The sequence below is a fragment of the Bradyrhizobium sp. USDA 4503 genome, from assembly GCF_054055815.1.
In genome coordinates, this window is sequence record NZ_JBSRXS010000001.1 from 7,385,285 (window position 1) to 7,411,749 (window position 26,465).

General features: G+C 66.0%; 21 protein-coding genes and 1 pseudogene. 14 read left to right on the plus strand and 8 right to left on the minus strand.

All coding sequences use genetic code 11. The features are described from left to right. The first annotated feature begins 211 nt into the window (after window positions 1-211). From pgm to ACVMIH_RS35165, 5 genes and pseudogenes are all read left to right on the plus strand, one after another. Window positions 212-1,852 carry a phosphoglucomutase (alpha-D-glucose-1,6-bisphosphate-dependent) gene (pgm, locus tag ACVMIH_RS35145; protein ID WP_057019252.1) on the plus strand — a complete coding sequence of 547 codons (1,641 nt, stop codon included), beginning with the start codon at window positions 212-214 and terminating at the stop codon, window positions 1,850-1,852. Window positions 1,853-1,875: 23 nt separating this feature from the next. Continuing rightward, a complete protein-coding gene (locus ACVMIH_RS35150; protein WP_057019253.1) occupies window positions 1,876-2,832 on the plus strand; it encodes an NAD-dependent epimerase/dehydratase family protein in 957 nt (318 codons plus the stop codon). Further along, window positions 2,825-3,700 (plus strand): dihydrodipicolinate synthase family protein, encoded by an 876-nt coding sequence (locus tag ACVMIH_RS35155; RefSeq protein ID WP_057019254.1) that lies wholly within the window; start codon window positions 2,825-2,827, stop codon window positions 3,698-3,700. Before ACVMIH_RS35150 ends, ACVMIH_RS35155 begins: the two co-directional genes overlap by 8 nt. 97 nt (window positions 3,701-3,797) lie before the next feature. Then, window positions 3,798-4,886 carry a S1C family serine protease gene (locus ACVMIH_RS35160; RefSeq protein ID WP_057019255.1) on the plus strand — a complete coding sequence of 363 codons (1,089 nt, stop codon included), beginning with the start codon at window positions 3,798-3,800 and terminating at the stop codon, window positions 4,884-4,886. 160 nt (window positions 4,887-5,046) lie between these two features. Further along, a pseudogene (locus ACVMIH_RS35165) lies at window positions 5,047-7,375 on the plus strand (xanthine dehydrogenase family protein molybdopterin-binding subunit). A gap of 139 nt (window positions 7,376-7,514) precedes the next feature. Here the strand turns inward: ACVMIH_RS35165 and ACVMIH_RS35170 are convergent. Genes ACVMIH_RS35170 through ACVMIH_RS35180 form a run of 3 tightly spaced genes read right to left on the minus strand, consistent with a single transcriptional unit; the run spans window position 7,515 to window position 10,733 of the window. Then, window positions 7,515-8,711 carry an acyl-CoA dehydrogenase family protein gene (locus ACVMIH_RS35170; protein ID WP_141342655.1) on the minus strand — a complete coding sequence of 399 codons (1,197 nt, stop codon included), beginning with the start codon at window positions 8,709-8,711 and terminating at the stop codon, window positions 7,515-7,517. A gap of 13 nt (window positions 8,712-8,724) precedes the next feature. Beyond that, window positions 8,725-9,870 (minus strand): acyl-CoA dehydrogenase family protein, encoded by a 1,146-nt coding sequence (locus ACVMIH_RS35175; protein ID WP_456864870.1) that lies wholly within the window; start codon window positions 9,868-9,870, stop codon window positions 8,725-8,727. 8 nt (window positions 9,871-9,878) lie between these two features. After that, the gene (locus tag ACVMIH_RS35180) at window positions 9,879-10,733 is read right to left on the minus strand and encodes an enoyl-CoA hydratase (protein WP_082653946.1); all 855 of its coding nucleotides are present in this window, start codon (window positions 10,731-10,733) and stop codon (window positions 9,879-9,881) included. A 160-nt stretch (window positions 10,734-10,893) separates the two neighbouring features. On the opposite strand from ACVMIH_RS35180, the gene ACVMIH_RS35185 reads away from it, so the two are divergent. From ACVMIH_RS35185 to ACVMIH_RS35195, 3 genes are read left to right on the plus strand one after another with little or no spacing between them, the layout of a single operon-like run. Further along, the gene (locus ACVMIH_RS35185; protein ID WP_028334935.1) at window positions 10,894-11,511 is read left to right on the plus strand and encodes a LemA family protein; all 618 of its coding nucleotides are present in this window, start codon (window positions 10,894-10,896) and stop codon (window positions 11,509-11,511) included. Window positions 11,512-11,532: 21 nt separating this feature from the next. Further along, window positions 11,533-12,429 carry a TPM domain-containing protein gene (locus ACVMIH_RS35190; RefSeq protein WP_168855762.1) on the plus strand — a complete coding sequence of 299 codons (897 nt, stop codon included), beginning with the start codon at window positions 11,533-11,535 and terminating at the stop codon, window positions 12,427-12,429. Between the two features lie 2 nt (window positions 12,430-12,431). After that, entirely contained in the window at window positions 12,432-12,926 is a 495-nt protein-coding gene (locus ACVMIH_RS35195) for a TPM domain-containing protein (protein ID WP_057019261.1), read from the plus strand. A gap of 197 nt (window positions 12,927-13,123) precedes the next feature. Here ACVMIH_RS35195 and ACVMIH_RS35200 read toward each other — a convergent pair whose 3' ends face one another. The 3 genes from ACVMIH_RS35200 to ACVMIH_RS35210 form a co-directional block, all read right to left on the minus strand. Beyond that, complete coding sequence (locus tag ACVMIH_RS35200; protein ID WP_225646486.1) at window positions 13,124-13,738, minus strand: glutathione S-transferase family protein; 615 nt, start codon at window positions 13,736-13,738, stop codon at window positions 13,124-13,126. Between the two features lie 139 nt (window positions 13,739-13,877). After that, entirely contained in the window at window positions 13,878-14,687 is an 810-nt protein-coding gene (locus ACVMIH_RS35205; protein WP_057019263.1) for an MBL fold metallo-hydrolase, read from the minus strand. After that, window positions 14,684-15,058 carry a Crp/Fnr family transcriptional regulator gene (locus tag ACVMIH_RS35210; RefSeq protein WP_018273297.1) on the minus strand — a complete coding sequence of 125 codons (375 nt, stop codon included), beginning with the start codon at window positions 15,056-15,058 and terminating at the stop codon, window positions 14,684-14,686. Before ACVMIH_RS35210 ends, ACVMIH_RS35205 begins: the two co-directional genes overlap by 4 nt. 204 nt (window positions 15,059-15,262) lie before the next feature. Here ACVMIH_RS35210 and ACVMIH_RS35215 point away from each other — a divergent pair, with 204 nt between their 5' ends. From ACVMIH_RS35215 to ACVMIH_RS35225, 3 genes are all read left to right on the plus strand, one after another. After that, window positions 15,263-16,333 carry a hypothetical protein gene (locus ACVMIH_RS35215; RefSeq protein ID WP_456783731.1) on the plus strand — a complete coding sequence of 357 codons (1,071 nt, stop codon included), beginning with the start codon at window positions 15,263-15,265 and terminating at the stop codon, window positions 16,331-16,333. 194 nt (window positions 16,334-16,527) lie between these two features. After that, on the plus strand, window positions 16,528-18,075 hold the full coding sequence (locus ACVMIH_RS35220; RefSeq protein WP_456864872.1) for a hypothetical protein: 1,548 nt from the start codon (window positions 16,528-16,530) through the stop codon (window positions 18,073-18,075). Window positions 18,076-18,174: 99 nt separating this feature from the next. Then, window positions 18,175-18,339 carry a hypothetical protein gene (locus ACVMIH_RS35225; protein WP_456864874.1) on the plus strand — a complete coding sequence of 55 codons (165 nt, stop codon included), beginning with the start codon at window positions 18,175-18,177 and terminating at the stop codon, window positions 18,337-18,339. Window positions 18,340-18,492: 153 nt separating this feature from the next. On the opposite strand, the gene ACVMIH_RS35230 is transcribed toward ACVMIH_RS35225, so the two are convergent. Both ACVMIH_RS35230 and putA read right to left on the minus strand, forming a co-directional pair. Beyond that, window positions 18,493-19,698, minus strand: a complete 1,206-nt coding sequence (locus ACVMIH_RS35230) for a CaiB/BaiF CoA transferase family protein (protein ID WP_057019265.1) — start codon at window positions 19,696-19,698, stop codon at window positions 18,493-18,495. 171 nt (window positions 19,699-19,869) lie between these two features. Then, window positions 19,870-22,878 carry a bifunctional proline dehydrogenase/L-glutamate gamma-semialdehyde dehydrogenase PutA gene (gene putA, locus ACVMIH_RS35235; RefSeq protein WP_456864876.1) on the minus strand — a complete coding sequence of 1,003 codons (3,009 nt, stop codon included), beginning with the start codon at window positions 22,876-22,878 and terminating at the stop codon, window positions 19,870-19,872. A gap of 114 nt (window positions 22,879-22,992) precedes the next feature. On the opposite strand from putA, the gene ACVMIH_RS35240 reads away from it, so the two are divergent. The 3 genes from ACVMIH_RS35240 (at window position 22,993) to ACVMIH_RS35250 (ending at window position 26,463) form a co-directional block, all read left to right on the plus strand. Next, window positions 22,993-23,454 carry an Lrp/AsnC ligand binding domain-containing protein gene (locus ACVMIH_RS35240; RefSeq protein ID WP_038386239.1) on the plus strand — a complete coding sequence of 154 codons (462 nt, stop codon included), beginning with the start codon at window positions 22,993-22,995 and terminating at the stop codon, window positions 23,452-23,454. Between the two features lie 104 nt (window positions 23,455-23,558). Beyond that, the gene (locus ACVMIH_RS35245; protein ID WP_057019267.1) at window positions 23,559-24,182 is read left to right on the plus strand and encodes a hypothetical protein; all 624 of its coding nucleotides are present in this window, start codon (window positions 23,559-23,561) and stop codon (window positions 24,180-24,182) included. A gap of 208 nt (window positions 24,183-24,390) precedes the next feature. Then, the gene (locus ACVMIH_RS35250) at window positions 24,391-26,463 is read left to right on the plus strand and encodes a tetratricopeptide repeat protein (protein WP_456864878.1); all 2,073 of its coding nucleotides are present in this window, start codon (window positions 24,391-24,393) and stop codon (window positions 26,461-26,463) included. Window positions 26,464-26,465 lie beyond the last annotated feature (2 nt).

Below are 26,465 nucleotides of genomic sequence, written 5' to 3' on the forward strand. Positions count from 1 at the left end.
GGGCCGCGTTAGCGCAAAGTGCGAAGCGGCTTTCCTCGCGACAAACGCAAAGCGTTTGCGCGGAGATCATGCTCAAACAAGACGCTGAAGCATTGCTGCGGTGGGCAAGGAACGAAAAGCCCTCGGCTTGATTGAACGTAAGCCGCCATGGTAGCACGCCACTGCATCACCATTGCGCAGATGGTCGGCGATACCAGATCTGAGAGGTCACGTGACTGCACCAAATCCTGCCGCCGGCAAACCCATCGATCCCGCCGCGCTCGCCAATGTGCCGCGGCTGGTCACGGCCTATTTTGCCGGCAAGCCCGACGCCGGCGATCCCGCCCAGCGGGTTGCGTTCGGCACCTCGGGCCATCGCGGCTCGTCGCTGAAGAATTCCTTCAACGAGGACCATATCCTCGCCACCACGCAGGCGATCTGCGATTACCGGCGCGAGAAGGGCCTCACCGGACCGCTGTTCGTCGGCATCGACACCCATGCGCTGGCTGAGCCGGCGCTGGCCAGCGCGGTCGAGGTGTTCGCGGCCAACGGCGTCGAGATCATGATCGACGCGCAGGCCGGCTACACCCCGACGCCGGTGATCTCGCATGCGATTCTGAGCTACAACAAGGGCCGTAGCGCGGGCCTCGCCGACGGCGTCGTCATCACGCCGTCACACAACCCGCCGGAGGACGGCGGCTACAAGTACAATCCACCGCATGGTGGTCCGGCCGACACCGACGTCACCGCCGTGGTCGAGAAGAACGCCAACCGCTACATCGAGGCCGGCCTCAAGGGCGTCGCGCGGCTGTCCTATGATCGCGCGCGCAAGGCGGCGACCACGCATCTGCACGATTATATCACGCCCTATGTCGCCGATCTCGGCAACACCGTCGATCTCGCGCTGATCAAGTCTGCCGGCGTCAAGATCGGCATCGACCCGCTCGGCGGCGCGGCGGTGCACTACTGGCAGCCGATCATCGCGCGCTACGGCATCAACGCGTCAGTCGTCAACGAGGCGGTCGATCCGACCTTCCGCTTCATGACCGCGGACTGGGACGGCAAGATCCGGATGGACTGCTCGTCGCCTTATGCGATGGCGAGCCTGATCGGGATGCGCGACCGTTTCGACGTCGCTTTCGCCAACGACACCGACGCCGACCGCCACGGCATCGTGACCCGCTCGAACGGGCTGATGAACCCGAACCACTTCCTTGCCACCGCGATCGCCTATCTGTTCGCGCACCGGCCGCAATGGAGCAAGGACGCCGCGATCGGCAAGACCATCGTGTCGAGCTCGATCATCGATCGCGTGGCGAAGAAGCTGGGCCGCAAGCTGGTCGAGACGCCGGTCGGCTTCAAATGGTTCGTCGACGGGCTCGGCAGCGGCGGCTTCGGCTTTGCCGGCGAGGAGAGCGCGGGCGCTTCGTTCCTGAAGCGCGACGGCTCGGTGTGGACCACCGACAAGGACGGCATCATCCTCGGCCTCTTGGCAGCCGAGATCATCGCCAGGACCGGCCGCGATCCGAGCGAATTGTTCGGCGAGCTGACCGCCGAACTCGGCGTTCCCTATTACGAGCGCATCGATGTGGCGGCGACGCCGAAGCAGAAGAACGCGCTGAAGGCGCTCGGGCCCGAGCAGCTCAACATGACGCAGCTCGCCGGCGATGCCGTGCGCGCGGTCAGGACCAAGGCGCCGGGCAACGACCAGCCGTTCGGCGGCATCAAGGTCGAGAGCGAGGCGGGCTGGTTCGCCGCGCGTCCCTCCGGCACCGAGGATGTCTACAAGATCTACGCCGAGAGCTTCCGCGGGCCGGATCATCTGAAGCAGATCCAGGGCGATGCGCAGGCCGCGATCGCCAAGGTGTTCTGAAAGGCGCGGGCCGGGCAGAATTCATGCGAATATTGTTGACCGGCTCCTCCGGCTGGCTCGGCCGTTTCCTCGCGCCGTGGCTTCGACAGGCCGGCCATGACGTGGTCGGCCTCGACGTCGTCCCGGGCGAGGCGACCGATGTCACAGGCTCGGTAGCCGAACGATCGGTGGTCGAGCGTGTGTTCGCCGATCACGGCATCGAGGCCGTGATCCATGGCGGGGCGCTGCACAAGCCTGATATCGCGCGGTTCGCGCCGCAGGCCTTTGTCGACGTCAACGTCACAGGCACGCTCAATTTGCTGCAGGCGGCAGTTGCTGCCGGCCACGACCGTTTCGTCTTCACCTCGACGACCTCGCTGATGATTTCGCAGGCGATCCGCGACGAGGAAGGCCATGCTGCGGTGTGGCTCGACGAGACGACAGGACCGCTCGAGCCGCGCAACATCTACGGAGTGACAAAACTCGCCGCTGAAGGGCTGTGCCGCCTGTATAGCCGCGAGCACGGGCTGAACTGCGCGGTGCTGCGCACCAGCCGCTTCTTCCCGGAGGATGACGACACCATCCGTGACATCCATGGCGAGAACCTGAAGGCGACCGAGCTGTTGTACCGCCGCCTCACGGTCGAGGACGCCGCCGATGCCCATGTCGTGGCGCTCGACAAGATCCGCGGCTTCGAGGTCTTCGTGATCAGCGCGCCGACGCCGTTCAAGCGTGGCGATGTCGCCGACCTGAAGACGGACGCGGCCGGGGTCATCGCGCGCACATTCCCCGATGCGCCGGCGCTGTTCGCGCGGCGTGGCTGGCGCCTGCCGAAATCGATCGGCCGGATCTACGATGCCGGCAAGGCCGAACGGCTGCTCGGCTTCCGCGCCGGCACGGATTTCGCAGCGGTGCTCGGCGCCTTGCGCAGCGGCGCGCCGCTTCCCTTTGCGCACGATCCCGATTATGTCTCGCCGTCAACGAGGCTCGCAAATGGCTGATTTCCACGGCGTCTTTCCGTACCTGGTGTCCCCGGTCGACCCTGCCGGCCATGTCCGCACCGAGGTGCTGGGCCGGCTCTGCGACGATCTGGTCAAGGCCGGCGTCCACGGCCTGACGCCGCTCGGCTCGACCGGCGAATTCGCCTACCTCAACAATGCGCAGCGCATGCAGGTGGTGGCGACCACGATCGAGGCCGCGCAGGGCCGCGTGCCGGTGGTCGCCGGCGTCGCCTCGACCTCGACGGCGGATGCGGTGGCGCAGGCCAAGGCCTACCAGAAGCGCGGCGCGACCGGCATTCTCGCGATCATGGAGGCGTATTTTCCGGTCGGTGATGCGCAGGTGGAAGCCTATTTCCGCGCCATCGCCGACGCCGTCGACATTCCGGTCGTGATCTATACCAATCCGAATTTCCAGCGCTCCGACCTCACGCTTGACGTCATCGCGCGGCTCGCCGGGCATCCGCGCATCGGTTACATCAAGGACGCGTCGACCAACACCGGGCGGCTGCTGTCGATCATGAACCGTTGCGGCGACAGCCTGAAAGTGTTCTCGGCCTCCGCCCATATTCCGGCCGCGGTGATGCTGATCGGCGGCCATGGCTGGATGGCGGGCCCGGCCTGCATCATCCCGCGGCAGAGTGTCGAGCTCTACAATCTGTGCCGCCGCACCCGCTGGGATGAGGCGATGGCCCTGCAGCGCAAGCTGTGGCGTATCAACGAGGCGTTCGCCCGCTTCAACCTCGCCGCCTGCATCAAGGCCGGGCTCGCGAGCCAGGGCTACGACGTCGGCGATCCCGTGCCGCCGCAGGCGCCGCTCACGGCCGAGCAGCGCAAGGTGGTCGAGGCGGCGTTGCGCGATCTGGCCTGAAGCCGTCGGGGACTGCGCGGCAAAATGCCGGGCAATCCGCCTTGGCTATGCCGGAAACCTCCGCTTGGTCAGCGCGTTTGTTGCGTGGAGCACAGCAATGAATCGGCGTACCGTCCTTGTCCTGGCCGTGATCGCGGCCATTCTGCTGATATTCGCGGCCGGCAGCATCCGTCAGGCGCCGTGGAGCGGCCCGGCTGCCCGCGCGGTCGCCGAGCGCGGCGCGCTGTCGGATGCCGAAAAGGCAAATGTCGAGATCTTCGAGAAGGTCTCGCCGTCGGTCGTGCAGGTGGTGACGCAAACCGCCGCCAATCCGCTGAGCGAGGAGCAGGAGGGCGGCGCGGCGTCGGGCACCGGCATTGTCTGGGACAATGACGGCCACGTCGTTACCAACAACCACGTGGTGCAGAACGCAAGCCAGGTCGCGATCCGCTTTGCCTCCGGCGAAGCGGTACGCGCCGAAATCGTCGGCACGGCGCCGAACTACGATCTGGCCGTGCTGCGCATCCGCAGCGCGCGCAAGCTGCCGCCGTCACTGGCGCTCGGCAGCTCGGCCGATCTCAAGGTCGGCCAGTTCGCCTACGCGATCGGCAACCCGTTCGGGCTCGATCAATCGATGTCCAGCGGCATCATCAGCGCGCTCAAGCGCCGGCTGCCGACCTCGAGCGGGCGCGAGATCTCCAATGTGATCCAGACCGACACCGCGATCAATCCGGGCAATTCGGGCGGCCCGTTGCTCGATTCCGCCGGCCGGCTGATCGGCGTGACCACGGCGATCCTGTCGCCGTCGGGCTCGAATGCCGGCATCGGCTTTGCGATCCCGGTCGACATCGTCAATCGCGTGGTGCCAGACCTGATCCGCAACGGCCGCGTGCCGACGCCGGGGATCGGCATCGTGACCGCGAATGAGGCGGTCGCCACGCGTATCGGTGCCGAAGGATTGATCGTGGTGCGCACGACACCGGGGTCGCCGGCCGAGCGCGCCGGGATACGCGGGGTCGACATGTCGACCGGTGAGCTCGGCGACGTGATCACCGCGGTCGACGGCAAGCCGGTGCACCGGCTCTCCGATCTGGCCGACCAGCTCGAGCAGATCGGGGTCGGCAAGAAAGTGCGGCTCAGCGTGAACCGCGACGGCTCGGCGCGCGATGTCGAGGTCGCCATCGTCGATATCGGCCGGGCGCAATGATGTCGTCACTGGCCTGACGCGTGCCACCGGATTGTGCTTCCGCGCGCCGCGCGACGACACGCCTGTCCTCTGGCCGGCGCTGTGGTTGTCAGGCCGCCAAAATCCGCTAAAACCGCCGCCAAATTCTCTGGAAATTCTTGGAAGCTCGAAGGACCCTCTGATGAACATTCTTCCCGGCAATATGCGTTTTGGTGCGGGCCAGCCAGTCAAGCGTCTGGAGGACCAGCGGCTGGTCACCGGGAAGGGGCATTTCATCGACGACAAGCCGCAGGACGGCGCGCTCTGGCTGCACGTGCTGCGCTCGCCGCACGCCCATGCCAACATCAAGCTCGATCGACGCCAGGGCGGCGCTGGAGATGCCGGGCGTCAAGGCCGTCTATACCGGCGCCGACCTCGTCAAGGACGATATCGGCACGCTGCCGACGCTTGCGATCTTCAAGCGGCCCGACGGCTCGCCGATGACCGTGCCGCCACGGCGCCTGCTGGCGCATGATGTGGTGCGTTACGCGGGCGAGGGCGTCGCGGCTGTGGTCGCGACCTCGCGGGTGCTGGCGCAGACCGCGGCCGAGGCGATCGAGATCGATTACGAGGTGCTGCCCTCGGTGGTTGATCCGGTCGAGGCGATCAAGCCCGGTGCGCCGGCGGTCTGGCCGGAGGCGCCCGACAACATCGTGGCCGCGATGAGCTATGGCGATGCCGCCAAGGTCGAGGAAGCCTTCGCCAACGCCGCGCACAAGGTGTCGCTCGACCTGGTCAGCCAGCGCCTGGTGCCGTCGGCGATGGAGCCGCGCTCGACCATTGCCGAGATCGAGAAGAAGACCGGCCGGCTGATTCTGCACGTGCAGTCGCAGACTCCGGGTTCGACCCGCGACCTCTTGGCGGAATCGATCCTGAAGCGGCCGAAGGACAGCGTGCGCGTGCTGGTCGGCGACATCGGCGGCGGCTTCGGCCAGAAGACCAGCCTGTATCCGGAAGACGGCATCGTCGCCTATGCCGCGACCAAGCTGAACGAGAAGATCCGCTGGCGCGGCGACCGCACCGACGAGTTCGTCGGCGGCACCCATGGCCGCGACCTCACATCTACCGGCGAGTTCGCGCTCGACGCCAAGGGCCGCGTGCTGGCCTACCGGGTGCGCTCGATCGGCGGCACCGGGGCCTATTCGTCGGGCACCGCCAACATCATTCCGCTGGTGCTCGGCCCGTTCGTGCAGACCGGCGTCTACGACCTGCCGCTGGTGCATTTCGAGGTGAAGTCGGTGATGACCCACACCGCGCCGGTCGGCGCCTATCGCGGCGCCGGCAGGCCCGAGGCGGTGTTCATCGTCGAGCGGCTGTTCGACGCCGCCGCGCGCCAGATCGGCATGGACCCGCGCACCATCCGCAAGGTCAACTACATCAAGCCGGCACAGCTGCCCTACACCAATGCGGTCGGGCAGGTGTACGATTCCGGTGCCTTCGCGCACATGCTGGAGCGCGCGTCTGATTTGGCCGACTGGAACGGCTTTGCCGCACGCAAGAAGGCGGCGAAGAAGAAGGGCCTGCTCTACGGCCGCGGTCTCACCAGCTACATCGAATGGACCGGCGGCCGGGCCCACACCGAGAACGTCTCGCTGCACGCGACCGCCGAAGGCCGCGTCATCCTGCACTCCGGCACGATGGCGATGGGGCAGGGCCTCGCCACCACCTACACCCAGATGATCGCTGATACGCTCGGCATCGCGATGGACAAGATCGACGTGATCCAGGGCGACACGGACCTCGCCACGGGCTTCGGCAGCGTCGGCTCGCGTTCGCTGTTCGTCGGCGGCACCGCGGTTGCGGTCTCCACCAACGACATGATCAGCAAGGCGCGCGACAAGGCCTCCAACCTGCTGGAAGCCTCCGTCGAGGACATCGAGTATCGCGACGGGTTCCTCACCGTGGTCGGCACCGACAGGCGCATCAGCCTGTTCGAGATCGCGGCGAAGGAAAACGGCGCAAAGCTCTCGGTCGAGAGCGAGGGCAATGTCGACGGGCCGAGCTGGCCGAACGGCACCCATATCTGCGAGGTCGAGATCGATCCCGAGACCGGCGTCACGCGGGTGGTGCGCTACACCACGGTCGACGACGTCGGCGTCGCGGTCAATCCGATGCTGGTGACGGGGCAGGTGCATGGCGGCGTTGTCCAGGGCATTGGCCAGGCACTCTACGAGGGCGTGGCCTATAGCGAGGAAGGCCAGCTGCTGACCGCGAGCTATCAGGACTATTGCATCCCGCGCGCGGACGACATTCCGCCGATCACGGTGACGCTCGATGGCTCCGCGCCGTGCAAGACCAACCCGCTAGGCGCCAAGGGCTGCGGCGAGTCCGGCGCGATCGGCGGGCCGCCCTGCATCACCAACGGCGTGATGGATGCGCTGAGTGAGGTCGGGATCACCCAGCTCAACACGCCGCTGACGCCGTCGAAGATCTGGCAGGCGATCCGCGACGCGAAGGTGGGGGCGGCATAGGCCGCGCTTTCTCCTCCACCGTTATTCCGGGGCGCGCGTTAGCGCGAACCCGGAATCTCGCGCCACAACATCGAGGTTCCCCGGTGCGCAATTGCGCACCTGAGGTTCATCGCTTTGCGATGCCCCGGAACGAGGTGCCCTACAGTCCCAGCACCATCTTCGCGATGATGTCGCGCTGGATCTCGGATGATCCGCCGAAGATCGTATAGGCGCGGCCGTTGAGATATTCCGGCACCACCGGCAGCAGTTCTTCGGGGATCGCCGGCTCGTGGTTGAGCCGGTAGAACGGACGCGCCGGCTCGACGGCAAGCCCGTCCTGGCCGATCACGTCGACGCCGAGCCGCGTCACCGCTTGGCGGATCTCGCTGACCCTGAGCTTGATCAGCGACGACACCGCGCCCGGATTCTGCCCGGTCTGCAGCGCCGACAGCACCCTGAGCTCGGTCATCTCGAGCGCGTCGATATCGACCTCGACCTCCGACATCCGGATCGCAATATCGGGATCCTCGATGGCGCGGCCGGTGACCTCGGAGTCAGCGAGATCGGTGATCGTCTTCAGCGCCTCGCGCAGCTTGGCCGACGCGATGCCGGAGCCGCGCTCGAATTCGAGCAGATACTTGCCGTAGGTCCAGCCCTTGCCTTCCTCGCCGACGCGGTTGGCGACGGGCACGCGGACGTCGTCGAAGAACACCTGGTTGACCTCGTGGTCGCCGCCGATGGTCAGGATCGGGCGCGTGGTGATGCCCGGCGTCTTCATGTCGATCAGGATGAAGCTGATGCCGTCCTGCTGCCGCTCGCCGTCATTGGTGCGCACCAGCGCGAACATGCGGTTGGCGTGATGCGCATGCGTGGTCCAGATCTTGGTGCCGTTGATGATGTAGTCGTCGCCGTCGCGCACCGCGCGGGTCTTCAGCGAGGCGAGGTCGGAGCCCGAGCCCGGCTCGGAATAGCCCTGGCACCAGTAATCCTCGCCGGAGAGAATTCGCGGGAGGTAAAAGTTCTGCTGCTCGGGCGAGCCGAACCCGATGATGACGGGGCCGACCATCTTCACGCCCATCACGTTGACATTGGGCACGCCGGCGCGCGCGCATTCGGCCTCGAAGATCCAGCGCTGTGCCGGTGTCCAGTCCGGTCCGCCATGCTCCACCGGCCAGCCCGGCGCACCCCAGCCCTTCTTGTGAAGCGCGCGCTGCCAGGCCATGCCGATGTCGGGATCGGAGAACACCGACGGCGTCAGCGCGGTGGCGCGCTTCATCTCCGGCGTCAGGCTGCCGGCAATGAAATCGCGGACTTCCTGCTCGAAAGCGCGTTCCTCGGCACTGAAGGTGAGATCCATGGTGCGCTCTCCGTTAGGCGTGGGCGCGGCCGCTGAGCGCGGCGTGGCGGCGATAATGATGGGCGCTGTTGCCGAACAGCGTATCGAAGGCGAGCAGCCGCTTGAAATAGGCGCCGATGTCGAGCTCCTCGGTGACGCCCATCGCGCCGTGCAGCTGCACCGCCTGTTCGGCGACGAAGCGCGCGCATTTGCCGATCTTCGCTTTGGCGCCGGACGCCGCACGGCTGCGGGCCACGGGCTCGGCATTGGCCATCAGCGCGGCGCGCAACGCCATCGAGCGCGCCTCGTCGACCTGCATCGCCACGTCGGCGAGGCGATGGCGGATCACCTGGTTGCTCGATAGCGGCCGGCCGAACTGCTTGCGGATCTTGGTATATTCGAGCGTGGTGTCGAGCAGCGTCTGCATGATGCCGACCGCCTCCGCGCCGAGCGCGGCCATCGCGCGGTCGACCACGGTTTCGATCGCGGGTAGCGCATCGCTGCCGTCGCCGAGCAGCGCATCGGCGGGCAATTGCACATCCCTGAGATCAAGATTACAGCCGCGCCCGCCGCCGAGCCGCGCGTAGTCGCGCAGCGTGAGCCCGGGCGTTTTCGCCGGCACCAGGAACAGGCCAAGCTTGCCCGATGCACCATTGGCGTTGGCGATACGGGCCGAGACGATGATCTGGTTGGCTGAAGCGCCGTCGAGTACGGCGATCTTGCTGCCGTTCAGGCGCCACCCGTCGGCGGTCTTGCTGGCCGTGGTGTCGACATGGGCGAGATCGAAGCGCGCGGCGCGCTCCGAATGCGCGAAGGTGAGCGTAAGCTTGCCCTCGGCAACATCAGGCAGGATCGCCTGCTTCTGCGCCTCGGTGCCGCACTCGGCGACCAGCGCGGCGCCGATCACGACCGTGGAGAGGAACGGCTCGGACACCAGTCCGCGGCCGAACGCTTCCATCAGCAGTCCGATCTCGATCGCGCCGCCGCCGAGCCCGCCATGGGCTTCACTGATCGGCAGCGCCAGCCAGCCGAGCTCGGCGAACTGTTTCCAGATCGCGGGCGAATAGCCCAGCGGATCGTTCGCCGCTTTCCTGCGATGCTCGGGGCTGAAGGTTTCCGCCACGAAGCGGTCGGCACTTTCGCGCAGCAGGCGCTGCTCGTCGCTGAGGGTGAGGTCCATCTGGCTTGCTACACGTTGGCGGTTTTCTTGACGGAGGGATGCAGACCCGCGGGGTCCACCACCATGCCGAATTCCTGAAGGTTGTGGGCGTGGCAGAGCTGATGCAGCGCGAAGGCCTGATCGATCGCGGCAGGCTGCCCCATGATGTCTATCGAGCGGTTCACCGCCTCCTTGGAAAGCTTCAGCGCAAAGGCGGGCTTTGCGGCAATCCGCCGCGCCAGCGCCAGCGTGAACGACGAGAGATCGCCGCGCGCCACCACGTGATTGACCATGCCGAGGCGATGCGCCTCGTCGGCGTTCCAGACGTCGGCGGTGAACAGCATCTCCTTGGCCTTGCGCGCGCCGAGCTCCCAGGGATGCACGAACCACTCGACGCCACAGACGCCCATCGTCACCACGGGGTCGCAGAACTCGGCATCGTTGCTGGCAACGATCAGGTCGCAGGCCCAGGCCAGCATCAGTCCGCCGGCGATGCACTTGCCGTGCACCTCGGCGATCGTCGGCTTTGCCAGATTGCGCCAGCGCCTTGTGATCTGCAGGTAGATCTCCTGCTCGCGCGCGAAGCGGCCATGGGCGTTCGGCTCGGCGAAGCCGCCCCAATTTCCGACTGGCGGGAAATCGGCACCGGCCTGGTTCTTGGCCCCTGGCCGCAGATCGTGACCGGCCGAGAAATGCGGGCCGTTGCCGGCGAGGATGATGACCTTGACCGCGTCGTCCTGCACCGCTCGGTCGAAGGCGGCGTTGAGGTCGTAGGTCATTTGCAGGTTCTGGGCGTTGCGGGCCTCGGGGCGGTTCATCACGATCCGCGCAATCGCGGGCTCGGGCCGTTCGACAACAATCGTCTCGAATTGTTCAGACGCCAATGGATCCTCCCGCGATCGATTTTTTCGCCATGATGAACGGCGCGGGCAAGGATAGGCAAGCGTCATCATCCGCAAAAGAAGCCGCGAAATCCGCCGCACGGGATTATCCGGCGAAAATCTGTTACGCTGACGCAGAATCCACCCGGGGAGGACCATCTTCATGCGCAAGCTTTGGACCGTGCTCGCAGCGCTGGCGACATTGAGCCTGACCAACTGCGGCTACAACGCGATCCAGACCAGTGACGAGCAGGTCAAGTCGAGCTGGTCGGAGGTGGTGAACCAGTACCAGCGGCGCGCCGATCTCGTGCCCAACCTAGTCAACTCCGTGAAGGGCTTTGCGCAGCAGGAGAAGGACGTGCTGCTCGGCGTCACCAACGCGCGCGCCAAGGTCGGCAGCATCCAGGCAACGCCGGAGGTGCTCAACGACCCGGCCGCGTTCCAGAAGTTCACGCAGGCGCAGGGCGAACTGACCAGCGCGCTGTCGCGGCTGCTGGTCGTCACCGAAAACTATCCGCAGCTGAAATCGGACGCGCTGTTCCGCGACCTGATGGCGCAGCTCGAGGGCACCGAGAACCGCATCACGGTGGCGCGCAATCGCTACATCAAGGCAGTGCAGGACTACAACGTCGGCATCCGCACCTTCCCGAACAATCTGACAGCGATGGCGTTCGGCTACAAGGAGAAGCCCAACTTCACGGTCGACAATGAAAAGGAAATATCGACCGCGCCGAAGGTCGATTTCAATAATCCGTCACCGGCTCCCGCGCCGTCGAAATAGCGCCGACGCGCGCGCATCGCGATGACCGCCGCACGCGTCATCCTGCTCGCCTTCCTGCTGGGCTTCGTGTGCCCGGCATGGGCCGAGGTCGCAGTGCCTCCGCTCACCGGCCGCGTCGTCGACCAGACCGGGACGCTGTCGGCGAGCGATGTCGCCTCGCTCACCGACCGGCTGAAGGATCTGGAAGCCCGCAAGGGCAGCCAGATCGCGGTCTTGATCGTGCCGAGCACGGGCGAGGAAACCATCGAGCAGTTCTCGATCCGCGTGGCCGAGGCCTGGAAGATCGGGCGCAAGAAGGTCGACGACGGTGCGCTCCTAGTCGTCGCCAAGAACGACCGGCACTTGCGCATCGAGGTCGGCTATGGCCTCGAAGGCGTGCTGAGCGATGCCGTCACCCATCGCATCATCGACGAAGACATCACGCCGAAATTCAAGGCCGGCGATTTCGCTGGCGGCATCTCGGCCGGCGTCGACCGGATGATCCGCCTGATCAATGGCGAGCAATTGCCGGCGCCGGAGCCCGAGCATTGGCAAGGGCCGAACCTGGTCGACTTCGCCAATCCGGTGACGATCTTTATCGTCATCATCGTGGCCGGTGTGTTGCGCGGGATACTGGGGCGGTTGTTGGGCTCGGTCGCGACCGGCGGTGTCGTCGGCGTCTTCACCTGGATGGTAGCCGGCTCGCTCGCGACGGCGCTGGTGGTCGGCCTGTTCGCCGCCGTCGCGGCGCTGATCTTCGGCGGATTGAACTTCGGCGGTCCGACGGCAGGCTCGGGACCGTACCGGCGCGGCGGCGGTTATTCCGGCGGCTGGTCCGGCGGCGGGGGCTGGAGCAGCGGCTCGAGCTCGAGCGATAGCGGCGGCTTCAGCGGCGGAGGCGGCAGCTTCGGCGGCGGCGGCGCCTCGGGGAGCTGGTAGGCATGGGCATCAAGCGCATCGGCAAGCATCTGCTCGAGCACCGCTGGCGGGTGCGGCGTGATTTTCCGCCGCGCGTGCTCGACGCCATCGAGCGGGCGATCAAGGCCGGTGAGGCCACTCATTCCGGCCAGATCCGTTTCGTCGTCGAGGGCGCGCTCGACGGCGTGCCGCTGTTCCGCAATCAGCCTGCGCGGGAGCGCGCGCTCGACGTGTTCTCGCATTTGCGGATCTGGGACACCGATCACAACAATGGCGTCCTGATCTATCTGTTGCTCGCCGACCGCGACGTCGAGATCGTCGCCGATCGCGGCATCGACGCAAAGGTCGGCCATGCCGGCTGGGAGGCGATCTGCCGCACGATGGAAACGGATTTCCGGGCCGGCCGGTTCGAGCAGGGCGTGATCAAGGGGATCGAGGCGGTGTCGCGCGAGCTGGCAAAGCATTTCCCGCCACCGGCCGGCCCGAACGAGCTGCCGGACAAGCCGGTGGTGATTTAGGGACTGAGTGGTCGGGTGCTCTTCATCCTCCCCTGGAGGGGGAGGATCGACGCGAATGCAATGAGCGGCGAGGTGGGTGAAGGTCTCTCCGCGTGAACGCTACCCGAGGGGAGAGATCACCCCACCTCGGTTCGCATTGCGCTACGCTTCATGCGAACCGATCCTCCCCCTCGAGGGGAGGATAAGACGACCGCCTTTTACGCCTTCACCGATGGCCGCGCGCCGACGCGGTTGAACCAGGCGACGATGTTGGCGTTCGACTGGTCCAGCGGCTGGCCGACCTGGTTGCCGAAATCGAGCCAGCAATAGAGCAGCATGTCGGCGAGCGTGAAGCGCTTGCCGCAGATGTAGTCGCGGCCGTCGGCCATCTGGTCATTCAGCCATTTGATGCGGTTGGCGGCGATCATCTTCAGGCCGGGCGAGGCTTCGGGCGCAACGGGAATGCGCTTCTCGAAGAATTTCAGCGCTTCGCCGAAGCGGTAGCCGTTGGCGAGCGGCTCGGCGATGTTGAGATCGACGCGGCGCGTCCACATCCGGCATTCCGCGCGCTCTTCCGGCGTGGTGCCGATCATCGCGGGCGAGGGATGCTTCTCCTCGAGATATTCGCAGATCGCCGTGATCTCAGAGAGGTAGTTGCCGCAGTCGAGCTCGAGCGCCGGCATCTGGCCGTGCGGATTGCGCTTCAGGTGTTCCGTCTCGCGGTTCTCGCCCTTGCGCAGGTCGACGGCCTGTTTGGGTATCTCGATGCCCTTCTCCGCCATGAACATGCGCACGATGCGCGGATTGGGTCCGATCGAGTCGTAAAGCTTCATGATCCTCGCTCCCTGTTTCTTCACCGTTGTTGTTGCGGCTGTTGAACAGACCGGGCGCGGATTTGTCAAATGTGAAGGCGCTCGGTCGCCCGAACGTCATTGCGACCCGTTGGCTCGCAACGACGGGGAGGAACTGAGCTCAATCGTCGAGCTTGTTGAGGTCGCGCACCGACTGCATGATCGGCTCGAAATTCGAGCGCGCATCGAGTGCATCGAACAGTTGCGCGGTGTCCTCGAGCAGGCCGTGCGAGCGCTGCAGCGCGATCCGCACATCGTCCTGTGGCGTGTCGGACAGCCGGCCATGTCCCGACAGCAGGATCTTCGAGTTGAGGCCCTTCAGCCGCTCCAGCGACTGGATATAGTCGGCGATCGAGCCGGAGCCGAACACGCCGCCCATCACGCCGCCGGGCATCAGCGTGTCGGCGGCGAACAGCAGGCCCTTGTCCTGGTCGAACAGCGTGATGCAGGCCGAGGTGTGGCCGGGCGTGTACATCACGTTGAGGCGGAAATTGCCGAGGTCGATCAGGTTGCCTTCCTCGAGCCAGATGTCGATATCGATCGGCACGTTCGGCTCGTTGAACATCTTGCGCAGCATCGAGAAATCGTCGCGCAGCATGATCTTGTTGGCGGCGAGCCGGTGCGCGGCGACGTAGGCGCTGCCGTGGAAATGGTACGCCGCGCCGATGTGGTCGAGATGCTCATGGCTCAGCACCACCATGTCGACCATCTCGGGCGTCACCCCGAGATGGTTGAGACAGGCGACGAGCGACGGATAATTGCTCGACAGTCCGACGTCGATCATGATGGTCCGTTTGCTGCCGCGCACCAGATAGGCGTTCGCCGCACGGTTCTTGAAGCGGATCTGATAGACGTCGTCGGCGGCCTGGATCAGCGTTGCGACCTCGGCGTCGAACAGCGTCTTGAACGGGCTTGGCTTGCGGTCGCTCATGGGGTTGCCGCCGTCCGGTAAGTGACCGCGTTGGATGCGCGCAGGCGCTTCGAGAGCGCATCCATCACCATCAGCGCGAACGCCGGCTGCTGGCTGACCAGATAGACGAAGCGGGCGTGGTTGATCCGCATCACCCGCGTTGCGGGCGCGGAGGCGATGGCGGTCGCCGAGCGCGCCGAGCCGTCGATCACGGCCATCTCGCCGAAGAACTCGCCCTTGCCGAGGCTGACGATAACAGTCTTGTTTCCGCGATCGATCTTGGCGATGTCGACCTTGCCGTCGAGCACGACAAACAGCTCGCGGCCGGTCGAGCCTTCCTCAAAGATGACGTCATCGACACCAAATTCCTTGATGCATTTCTCGATCGTCATGGCGCTCTCCTGCCTTCTGGCTGGAAGATGACGGTATGTTAATCGGGAAAGCGCCGCGCGCAAACGGAAGCGGCGCAGATTGCCGCAGGGCAGCATCGCCCAAATCCGGCCCGGAAAACTCCCTAAAATTTAGGTAATGGCGGAGCGGGGTAACCATTTCGCAAGCAATAAAAGTTACCGAATTGTCAACCTAGTCTGGAGACTTTGAACGTGAGTGAGCAGCAGAGCGAGCCGGTCAGCGGTCAAACCGGCGCCGAAATGGCGGCGAAAAGCGAGCCCGTGATGGCCGCGACCGGTGTCGAAGCTCCCCGGCTTGCGCCCGAGCAGGAAGAGACGTCGCCAAAGGCGGACGCGCCCCGTATGGACGCGCCCAAGGTTGAACCCTCGAAGGTTGAGCCGCCCAAGATCGACCCCAAGATCGAGTCCATGATCGAGCCGAAGGTCGAGGCCAAGGTCGAGCCGACCAATATGGACGTGCCCAGGGTCGCGACCGGCAAGCGGGAAGAGCCGCATTTTCCGGGCAAGCTGATGATCATGGCGCCGGGTGACCGCACCTGGGACCATGAGGCGACGGCATCCAGGCCAGGCGCCGAACAGGCGGCCAAGGCGGCGGGCAAGCCGGCCGGCACGCGCCGGATCGGCGCGATGGCCGCGGTGATCGCGCTGGCGACCGTGGCCGGCGCCATCGGCGGTGCGCTCGCGACCGCGGGGCTCGGCCATCTCGCCGCCCCCGCCGCTGCTTCCGTCAGGGATGTGGCTGCCAAGGACGCCGCCGCCAACAAGGAAGCGGCCGATGCCGCGCTCGCCCGGATCGAATCCGAGGTCGCCGCGCTGAAGGCCAGCGTCGAGCAGACCGCCAGGGCCGGCCAGACCCAGTTCAGCAAGGCCAACGACCGGATCGAGAAGGTCGAGAAGGCCCAGGCCGAGCCGATGGCCAAGCTCAACAAGCTCAGCGAGGCGGTCGACAAGCTCCGCGCCGCGCCGCAGACCACCGTCGCCGCGGCGACGCCCGCCCGCGAGGTCACGGGCTCGATCACCCCGGCGCCCGCGGCGGCGCCGGCCGCCCCCAGGCCAGAGGTCGGCCGCCTGCCGGTGGTCGACGGCTGGTCGCTGCGCGACGTCGGCAATGGCGGCGCGCTGATCGAAGGCCGCGGCGGCATCTACGAGGTTTACGCGGGCGACCCCGTCCCGGGCCTGGGCCGCGTCGATGCCATCCGCAAGCAGGACGGCCGTTGGGTGGTCGTCACCAGCAAGGGCCTGATCGTTTCGCGCTAGAGCATTTTCGGTTCTGATTGAATCAGAACCGAAGCTCCAACTCGTCGTTTGGACGCGTTTTCTTCACGCGAACCGGGCTCCACTTCGCTCGAAAACGCTATGATCTCCGCAACACGACAACACCAAGGCGCTTCACCACGATGTGAAGCGCCTTTTTTCTTGAATAGGGTTTGCCGCGCGGTGTTAGTGGGGGCATGACCCGCGCGCTGAAATGCCTTCTGGTGATGTCCGTTCTGCTCTGCGGCGCCGCGCCTGGACGTGCCGCCGAGGATCGCGCGCTCGAGCGCGGCGCGGCGGTGATCGATCCCGCCATCCTGCGCGAGCTCGATCACGGCCGCTTCAACCTCGGCCGGATGCTCGCGCCGAAGCGTTCCGCCGACACGCTGCTGTCCAACCGTGATCTGTTCGGGCTCGCCGCGATGGTTCCGGTGCGCGAGGCGCTGGATCGCGAGTTCGATCGCTATGTCGCAAAGCATAAAGCAAGCCTGCCGAATGAGAGCATCGGCATCGGCGACGGCTTCGCGTTTCAGCTGTTCGATCGCGCGCTACTTGAATCCTCCGACGTCCGCTTCGTGCTGTCAGGCATCGTCAACCGCATGGACCGCGCCTATGTGGCGCCGAAAGATTGCGGCGAGATCCGGTTGATCTACCGGCTGACCCGTACCGATGTGTCGCCGATCGGCGAGAACGCGGTGTCGCAGCGGCTGCCGATGACGCTGAACCTCGTGCTGAAGGCGAAAGGCGACGGCAACGACGCATCGCTCGGCTGCCGCGAAATCGCGCGGCGCTGGCTCGCGACCGGCAGCGCGCCGCCGGCGATGGAGAAGTTGCTCGGCAAGGATGGTCCGCTCGAGCTGATCGATGCGCGCAATATCGATCGTATCGAGACCAATCTGCAGATCGCGCACGCGCCGAAATCCGCGGTGCGCGATTTCCGCACCGACTATCTGCTCAAAGTGTTCGATTATGACGGCGTGGCAAAACGGTTTGCCGAAGCACCGCTGGAGAACCAGATCGATCGCGACCGCATTCTGGCGGACGGGGCACTGAGGCGCGACTTCAAGGCGTGGTTGCTCGATCCCAAACATCTTGCCGAGCTCGATCGCGGCACCTTGCTGATCCCCGATCGCTTCCTCGCGACCGTAGCGGTCGCGCCGACGCCGACTGGTTTCGATGTCAGCGAGCTGGAGCCCGAATTCGGCATGGTGCAGGGTGAGGGCACGGCCGGCAATGCGGTGTTCTCCGATGGTGACGTCGTCGGCGCCCTGCAGAAGGCTGCGGCCGACGGAACGAAGCTGCAAAACATCCAGTCGCTGGCCGGCTTCGAGCGGCGCCTCAACGATGTCACCTGCGCGGGCTGTCACCAGACCCGCGGCATCGGCGGCTTCCATTTCCCCGGCGTCGACTGGATGGCGGCAAAGCCGTCGAACTCCACCGTGGTGCCGGCCTCGCCGCATTTCTTCGGCGACCAGCCCCGCCGCCGCGATATCCTCGCAAGCCTCCGCGACGGCAAGGCGCCGGACTTTTCGCGCGGCTTCTCCAACCGGCCGCAGCTGCGCGGCAGCACCGAACTTGCCGGCACCGAATACAGCGACGGCTGGGGCGCGCATTGCTATCTGCCGGGCGCCAGGCCCGCCGAGAGCGACCGCAGCTTCCGCGGCTGGACCTGCGCCGACGGCCTTGCCTGCCAGGTTGCCGGGAAGGCCTCGCGCATCGGCATGTGCTTCGTGAAGGGCCGGTGATTTCCGCCGGAACCGGAGCCGCTGCGCGTCATTATTCGATGCTACATTCCACGTTGCGACCATGCCCCGAACAGCCCAGCCTTGAGCGGAGACCGGCCGATGAGTGCTCCCGAGGACGACAAGCAGCGCGACCGCGAGATCGCGGCCAACGAGGCCGAGCGTCAGGCGGTCAGCGCCGTCCGCGTCAGCAGCTGGGCGATCGGGCTCGCGGTTATCCTCGGCATCATCGTTGTGGCCATCGTCTGGGCCTGGATGAAAAGATAGCTTCCTAGGCGTCGGATGCCTGCGATGGAATGCTCGATGACCTCGTAGCCCGGATGGAGCGAAGCGAAATCCGGTATTGCGTGATCCGATTGCGAGACTTGTCCCGGATTTCGCTTCGCTCCATCCGGGCTACTCACGAAGGTGGTTAGTTCGCTACGCCACAGCGCCCGATGCGCGCAGCTTCTGGATCGTGGCCTCGTCGTAGCCGGCCTGGCGCAGGATCTCGTCGGAATGCTCGCCGACCTCGGGCGGTTTGCGCGGCTGCACCTTCCTCGCGCCGTCGATGAAGATCGGGCTGTTGACGGTCAGCATGGTGTCGTTCTCGAAGCGCACCAGCACCTCGTTCTCGATCATCTGCTTGTCGTTCGGGATGTCGTCGAGGATGCCGACGACGCCGAACACGAGACCGTTGCCGTCGAGGATCTTGCGCCATTCGGCGAGGTCCTTGCCGGCGAACACCTCGTCGAAGATCTTGATCAGCTCGACCGAGCGCGCATGGCGGTCCGCCTTGGTGGCGAAGCGCGGATCGGCGACGAGATCCTCGCGGCCCATGCAGCGCGCCAGCGTTGGCCATTGCCGGTCTTCGTTGAGCAGCGACAGGATCAGCCAGCGGCCGTCCTTGCACTTATAGTGGTTGGTGACCGCGTTCAGCGCCTCCTCGCGCGGCTTGCGCTTCTTGAACTTGGCGCCGGCGAGCTTGGCCTGCGCCAGCACGCCATTGGCCCAGACGCCGTTGGCCATCAGATTGGTCGAGACGTGCGAGCCCTTGCCGGTCTTCTCGCGCTGGAACAGCGCGGTGACGATCGCGCCGTAGAACGCCATCGCGCAGGGGTGATCGCCCATGCCGGCGACGGAACGGGCCGGCGTGGTCTCCTCGTCGGCGCGCACCAGATCCATCAGGCCGGAGCGGGCCCAATAGGCGTTGGAGTCGAAGCCGGGCTTGTTGGCCTCTTCGCCCTTCTCGCCATAGCCGGTGAAGGACGCGTAGATCAGCCGGTCGTTGAGATGGGCAAGATGGTCGTAGGTGATGCCGAGCTTTGCGCGCACCTGCGGCGGCATGTTGGTGATGAACACGTCGGCCTCGGCGACGAGCTTGTACAGCACCTGCTGCGCGTCAGGCTTGGTGAGGTCGAGCGCGAGGCTCTTCTTGTTGCGGGCCTCCAGCATCCACGCGAAATTGTGCTCGCTCGATGGATAGCCGGGCAGATTGGGCAGATTGCGATAGGGATCGCCGGCGCCGGGCGGCTCGATCTTGATGACGTCGGCGCCGAAGTCGGACAGCACGGTGGCGGCCGCGGGTGCCGCGATGAAGCTCGCGCAGTCCAGGACCTTGAGCCCGTCAAAAATGCCTTTTTCCATCGTGCCGTCGCTCCCGTGGCGCTTGTTGGTGTTTTTCCGGTAGCTGGAATTATCGCAAGCAATGATCCCGATCGGACCGCCATTTGACCCATCTGGGGGGCACGATGCAACCAAGTCATTCCGGACCTGGCGCCCATGCACCATGCCGGAATGACATGTCGGTGATGAGTATTACTCCACCCCCGCCATCAGCGCCGCATTGCCGCCCGCGGCGGCGGTGTTGATGGTGATCGTCTGCTCGGTGGCGAAGCGCGCGAGGTAATGCGGGCCGCCGGCCTTGGGGCCGGTGCCGGACAGGCCGCTGCCGCCGAACGGCTGCACGCCGACCACCGCGCCGATCATGTTGCGGTTGACATAGATATTGCCGACCTGGAGGCGGTCGATCACGTGCTCGATCGTGTCGTCGATGCGGGAATGGATGCCGAGCGTCAGCCCGAACCCGGTCGCCTCGATCGCACTCAGCACCTCGCCGAGCTTGTCGGCGCGGTAGCGCACCACATGCAGGATCGGGCCGAACACCTCTTCCTTCAATTGCCCGGCCGCCGACAGTTCGAAGATGTGCGGCGCGACGAAATTGCCTGATGGCGCCTCGCCGGCGAGATGCACGCGCGCCTCCTGCTTCATTTGCGCGATATGCGCATCGAGCCGCTGCTTGGCGTCGGCATCGATCACCGGTCCGATATGCGTCGACGGTTCGGAGGGATCGCCGATCTTCAATTCGCGCGCGGCGCCGGCGATCATCTCGATCATGCGGTCGGCGACGTCGTCCTGCACGAACAGCAGCCGCAGCGCCGAGCAGCGCTGGCCGGCGGAGCGGAACGCCGAGGTCACGACGTCATCGGCGACCTGCTCGGGCAGCGCGGTGGCGTCGACGATCATGGCATTGATGCCGCCGGTTTCGGCGATCAGCGGCACGATCGGGCCGTCCTTGGCGGCGAGCGTGCGGTTGATCGACCGCGCGACCTCCGTCGAGCCGGTGAAGACGACCCCGGCGATGGTGGGATGCGCCACCAGCGCGGCGCCGACCGCGCCGTCGCCCTGGATCAGATGCAGCGCCGATGGCGGCACGCCGGCCTGATGCAGCATGGCAACGGCTTCGGCTGCGATGCGCGGCGTCTGCTCGGCCGGCTTTGCGATCACCGCATTGCCCGCCATCAATGCCGCCGTCACCTGGCCGAGGAAGATCGCGAGCGGGAAATTCCACGGCGAGATCGCGACGAACGCGCCGCGGCCGTGCAGCTCCAGCACATTGCTTTCGCCGGTCGGGCCCGGCATCGTCTCGCCTTCGCCGAACAGCTCTTGCCCCAGCGCGGCATAGTAGCGGCAGAAGTCGATCGCCTCGCGCACTTCCGATAGCGCATCATCGAGCGTCTTGCCGCCCTCGCTTTGCAGCAGAGCGAGGAAGTGGGCGCGGCGCTGCTCGAGCAGCTCCGCGGCCTTGTCCAGGATCGCCGCACGCTTTATGGCCGGCGTGGCGTTCCAGGCCTTGAAGCCGCGGCGCGCCGCGGCAACGGCGGCATTCGCCTGCTCGGTGGTTGATGGCGTGACGGAAGGCGAAGCCTTCCGTTCGGCCGCGATCGCCGACGTCAGCGCGCCGAGCGCCTTGCGTTCGCCGAATTCGATGCCGTGCGAGTTCTCGCGCTGCGGCCAATAAAGCTCGGCCGGCAACGGAATCGCGGAGTGCGACGCCTTGTCGTCGGTGCCGACGATCTCGGCCGGGCGGCGCAGCAGGTCCACGATGGACACGCGATTGTCGGCGGCCAGCGCCACGAAGGACGAGTTGGCGCCGTTCTCGAGCAGCCGCCGCACCAGATAGGCGAGCAGGTCGCGGTGGCTGCCGACCGGCGCATAGGTGCGGTGGGCGATCTCGGGCCTGTCCTCGCCGAGCTGGGCGTAGAGCGCTTCGCCCATGCCGTGCAGCCGCTGGAATTCGAAGCTTGAGGGATCGTCGGCGAGTTCGAGGATGGTTGCGATCGTCAGCGCGTTGTGGGTGGCGAATTGCGGAAACAGCCGAGGCCGCAGCGCCAGCAGTTTGCGCGCGCAGGCGACGTAGTTCAGGTCGGTCATCGCCTTGCGGGTGAACACCGGATAGCCGTCGAGCCCACGCTCCTGCGCGCGCTTGATCTCGGTGTCCCAATAGGCGCCCTTGACCAGGCGCACCATCATCCTGCGATCCAGCGCACGCGTCAGCGCATCGACATAGTCGATGACGTCGGCGGCGCGCTTCTGATAGGCCTGGATCGCGAGGCCAAAGCCGCTCCAGCCGGCGAGCGAGGGGTCGGCGAATGCGGCGGCGATGACGTCGAGCGACAGCTCCAGCCGGTCGGCCTCCTCGGCATCGACGGTGAAGTTGAGGTCGAACGCCTTGGCGCGGCGCGCGAGATCGATCAGCTGCGGCACCAGCTCGGTCATCACCCGCGCGTGGCTCACCGCCTCGAAGCGCGGATCCAGCGCGGAGAGTTTCACCGAGATGCCGGGCCGGTCGGGCAGGGGTTGATCGCCGGCCGCCTTGCCGATCGCATCGATGGCGCGGGCGTAGGATTCGAAATAGCGATGGGCATCGTCGGCGGTGCGCGCACCCTCGCCGAGCATGTCGAACGAATAGCGCGAGCCGCGCGCCGTGTGCGATTGCGCGCGCGACAGCGCCGCCTCGATGGTCTCGCCGAGCACGAAATGGCTACCCATCAGCCGCATCGCCTGCCGTGTCGCGGCGCGCACCGCCGGCGCACCGAGTCGCTTCGTCAGCCGCCCGATCGTGCCCTGCGGCGTCTCGCCGGGCTGGATCACGCGCGCCGACATGCCGAGCGCCCAGGCCGAGGCGTTGACCAGGAACGCGCTCGATCTGGTCTCGTGGTTGACGAAGTCGCCCTGACCGAGCTTGTCCTCGATGAACTGGTCGGCGGTACGCGCGTCCGGCACCCGCAGCAGCGCCTCCGCCAGCACCATCAGCGCCAGCCCTTCCTTGGTCGACAGCGCGAACTCCCGCAACATGTCCTCGACCCCGCCGAGCGGATCGTCATTGGCCCGGATCGCCTCGATCAGGCGCGTCGCGGTGCGGTCGATCCGTGCCTCCGCCTCCGCGCCGAGCGTCGCGTCCTGGCGCAGGCGGGCGGCGATGGCGCTGTCGTCTGGCGCATACGGCGCGCTGAACGGGGGCGGGAGCGGCAACGGGTCTGGCATGGCGGTTCCTTGAGATTGTGTGGGAACACGTACGCGCTAGCGAACCGTAGTTCGATAGACAAATTAGCAGATTTGCCTTAGAAAATCAGGATCAATTCGAGAATTACCGTAGATATGACAGAAATCGACAAGACTGACCGCAAAATCCTCTCGATCCTGCAAGGGGATGGCCGGATTGCCAATGTGGAGTTGGCGGAAAGGATCGGCCTGTCGCCGACCTCGGTCGGCGAACGGTTGAAGCGGCTGCAGCGCGACGGCTTCGTCGAGGGCTATGGCGCCCGGCTCAATCCGCACCGGCTCGGGCTTGGCCTGCTGGTGTTTGTCGAGGTGCTGCTCGACAAGACCACGCCCGATGTATTCGAGAAGTTCGCCAGGGCGGTCCAGACCGCGCCGGAAGTGCTCGAGTGTCACATGGTGGCCGGCGGCTTCGACTATCTGGTCAAGGCGCGGGTCGCCAACATGACCGCCTATCGCAGGTTTCTCGGCGAGACCCTGCTGGCGCTGCCGGGCGTGCGGGAAACGCGAACCTACGCGGTGATGGAGGAAGTCAAGCGCGACGCGCCGCTGCCGGTCTGATCCACAGCCATGCGCCGGATGTCTTGGCATCGCGACACGCCCGCGATAATCCTTTGGTCGAGTTGGGGCGGTGGTTCATGAAAGACGCTGATCAGCCGATACGAATGAAGCGGGCCGGATTTGCCGGCGCGCTTGCTGTGCTCATGCTGTCGTTGCCGTCGGCCATGCCGGCCCGCGCGGCCGAGCTCAGCTCCGGCATCCTGCAGCTCTACACCTCGGTCTCGATCTATCCGCCGTCGGCGACGGGGATGACCGTCTGTTACGGCTTCGTCTGCCGGCGTCGCGAGATGCTCGACTTCAGCGCAGCCGACCGGGCGGCTCTGGCCAAGATCATGGCCACGGGCCGCGCCAATGCCGCCGCCGAACGCGCGGCCGTGCAAAAGGCCGTGATCTGGTTCGACCGGCGCATGGGGCCGATCCTCGGCACCGACAAGCGCGTGGCGAAAGCGGATTTCCGCGCCAACGACGACAAACACAATTATGATTGCTGGGACACGACGCGGAACACGACCAGCCTGATGCTGGTGATGCAGGCGTGGAACCTGTTCAGGTTTCATGACGTTGGGGATCCCCACTACCGCGGATTTTCGTTGGTGCAAACGCCGCACAACACCGCCGTTCTCGTCGAGCGCGCGACCAAGGTGGAATGGGCGGTCGATCTCTGGCCCCGCGGCTATCTGCAACCGCCTGATGTCATGACCGTCGCCAAATGGGTGACGGAAGATTGAACGGCTGAGCGTCGCAGCTGCGCGTTCCGCGCTGTTCCATCCTCATTGATCGCAGGGATAGCGTCCGCGCGACGCTGGGAACCGAATGCCAGGATTCGAACAATAGCTTCGCACGATATGGTTCCAAAAAATACGTTCAGTGCCGATCACCATAAGAACCAAGTGACGCGTTAACACCGGCAGCATTCGGTCAACCCGAGGCTACCATATGCGTTCACGTTCGATCTGCATTGATGCCGCCACCCGCGGCGTTCGTTTCCCACAGCTGCTGGCGCTTGCGCTGCTACTTTGGCCCGTGCTCGCCGGTCCGGCCCGCGCGGGCGATGTCGAGGATTGCAGCGGGCCGCCGACGGACAAGGTCGAGGCGGCGTGCTCGGGCATCATCAACGATACCGCACGCTCCACGGAGGACCGCACCAAGGCCTTCACCGGCCGCTCGCGATTTGGCATCGCGCGCGGCAAGATCGATCAGGCCCTCAGCGATGCCGATGCAGCGGTGCAGCTGAATGGACAATTCGTGCCGGCGCTGATCGCGCGCGGCTATGTCCAGCAACGCAAGGGCAGCTTGGATCAGGCCCGCGCCGATTTCGATCGCGCGATCGAGCTCGAGCCGAAGAACCCGTTCGGCTTCCTGGCGCGCGGCAATCTGCGCGCCGACCAGCACGCCTGGAGCGATGCGATCTCGGATTACGACCAGGCGATCACGTTGCGGCAGGATCTTCCCGCTGCCCGTGTCGGGCGCGCGCGGGCCTATGTCGAAACCGGACAGCCCGATGCGGCGGTGGCCGACGCCAACACCGCGATTGCCGTCAACGCCGGCACGCCGAATGCATTCTACTGGCGGGGTCAGGCCCATCGCCGCAAGGGCGACATGGATAAAGCGATCGAGGATTTCTCGCGTGCGATCGCGCAGGCGCCGCAGGCCGAGCGCAACGCTTATTTCGCCCGTGCCCAGCTCTACAGCGCCAAGGGTGACTATGCCCGCGCGATTGCCGACTTCGACCGGTTGTTGGCGGTGCTTCCCGACAACAAGGAGATCCAGCAGCAGCGCCAGCAGGCGGTCACGATGCAGGCCGAACTCGCCAAGGCAGCAGGCGGCGCCGCGCCGCCGCAGGCCGCACCGGCTCCAGGCGCGCCGCCGGCGCGGCCAGCCGGGCCGGCGGCGGGTAACCAGCAGGTCGAGCAGGCCAAGGAGCTCGTCGCACAGGGCAACTACGCGGGCGCCGTTGCCAATCTCACCCAGGTGCTGGGCGGCGATGCCCGCAACGAGGCTGCGCTGCGCCTGCGTGCAGTGGCCTATTCAAAGCTCGGCCGGTCGGCGGACGCGCGCAACGATCTCAATGCCCTGCTCAAGGTCAAGCCGGACGATCCGCAGCTGCTGGCGGCCCGCGCGCTCAATGCCGCCGGCACGCGGCAGTTCGATCAAGCGATGGCCGACGCCGGCCGTGCCATCACGCTCGATCAGAACAATTCGTTGGCGTATCTGGCGCGTGGCCTCGTCAAGGCCGGCACCGGCAAGGTGCAGGACGCGCTCGCCGACTACGATCATTCGATCTCGCTCAATCCCAAGGAGACGCTCGCTTTCACAGAGCGTGGACTCGCCCATATCGGCCTCAATCAGCTCGACAAGGCGCTGCTGGATTTCGATCAGGCCCTGGCGCTGGTGCCGACCAATCTGATCGCCAAATCGTGGCGCGGCCTCGCGTTGATGCTCAAGGGCCGCGCAGATGAGGGACTGGTCGATATCGACGCTGTGCTGGAGCGAAGCCCGAACAATCCGACGGCACAGCTCGGCCGCGGGCTCGCGATGCTGACTTCCTCCCAGTACGACCGCGCCATCGCCGCCTTCGACCAGATCATCACGCGGGCGCCCAACGATGCTTTCCCGCATGTGCTGCGCGCCCGGGCCTATCTCGGGCTGAAGAAGCCGGATAACGCGATGAAGGATCTCAACTTCATCCTCTCTGCGCGGCCCGATTATCAGCCGGCGCTGACATTGCGCGGCATCACTTGGTCGGCGTTGCGCAACTACGACAAGGCGGTCGAGGATCTCGACCGGGCGATCGCGCAGAAGGAGACGGTTGAGGGCCTGTTCGCCCGCGCCAAGGCGCATGAGGCGCTCAACCATGTCGACAAGGCGACCGAGGACTTCCGCAAGGCCACGCAGCTCACCCCGTCAAGCGTGTTCGACGTGCTGGCGCAGGCCGAGTCGAAGCGCAAGGTTCAGCAGCTGTCGAAGCGGGTGCCGTGCGGCAACGGCCAGAGCGGCACGTGCCTGTGATG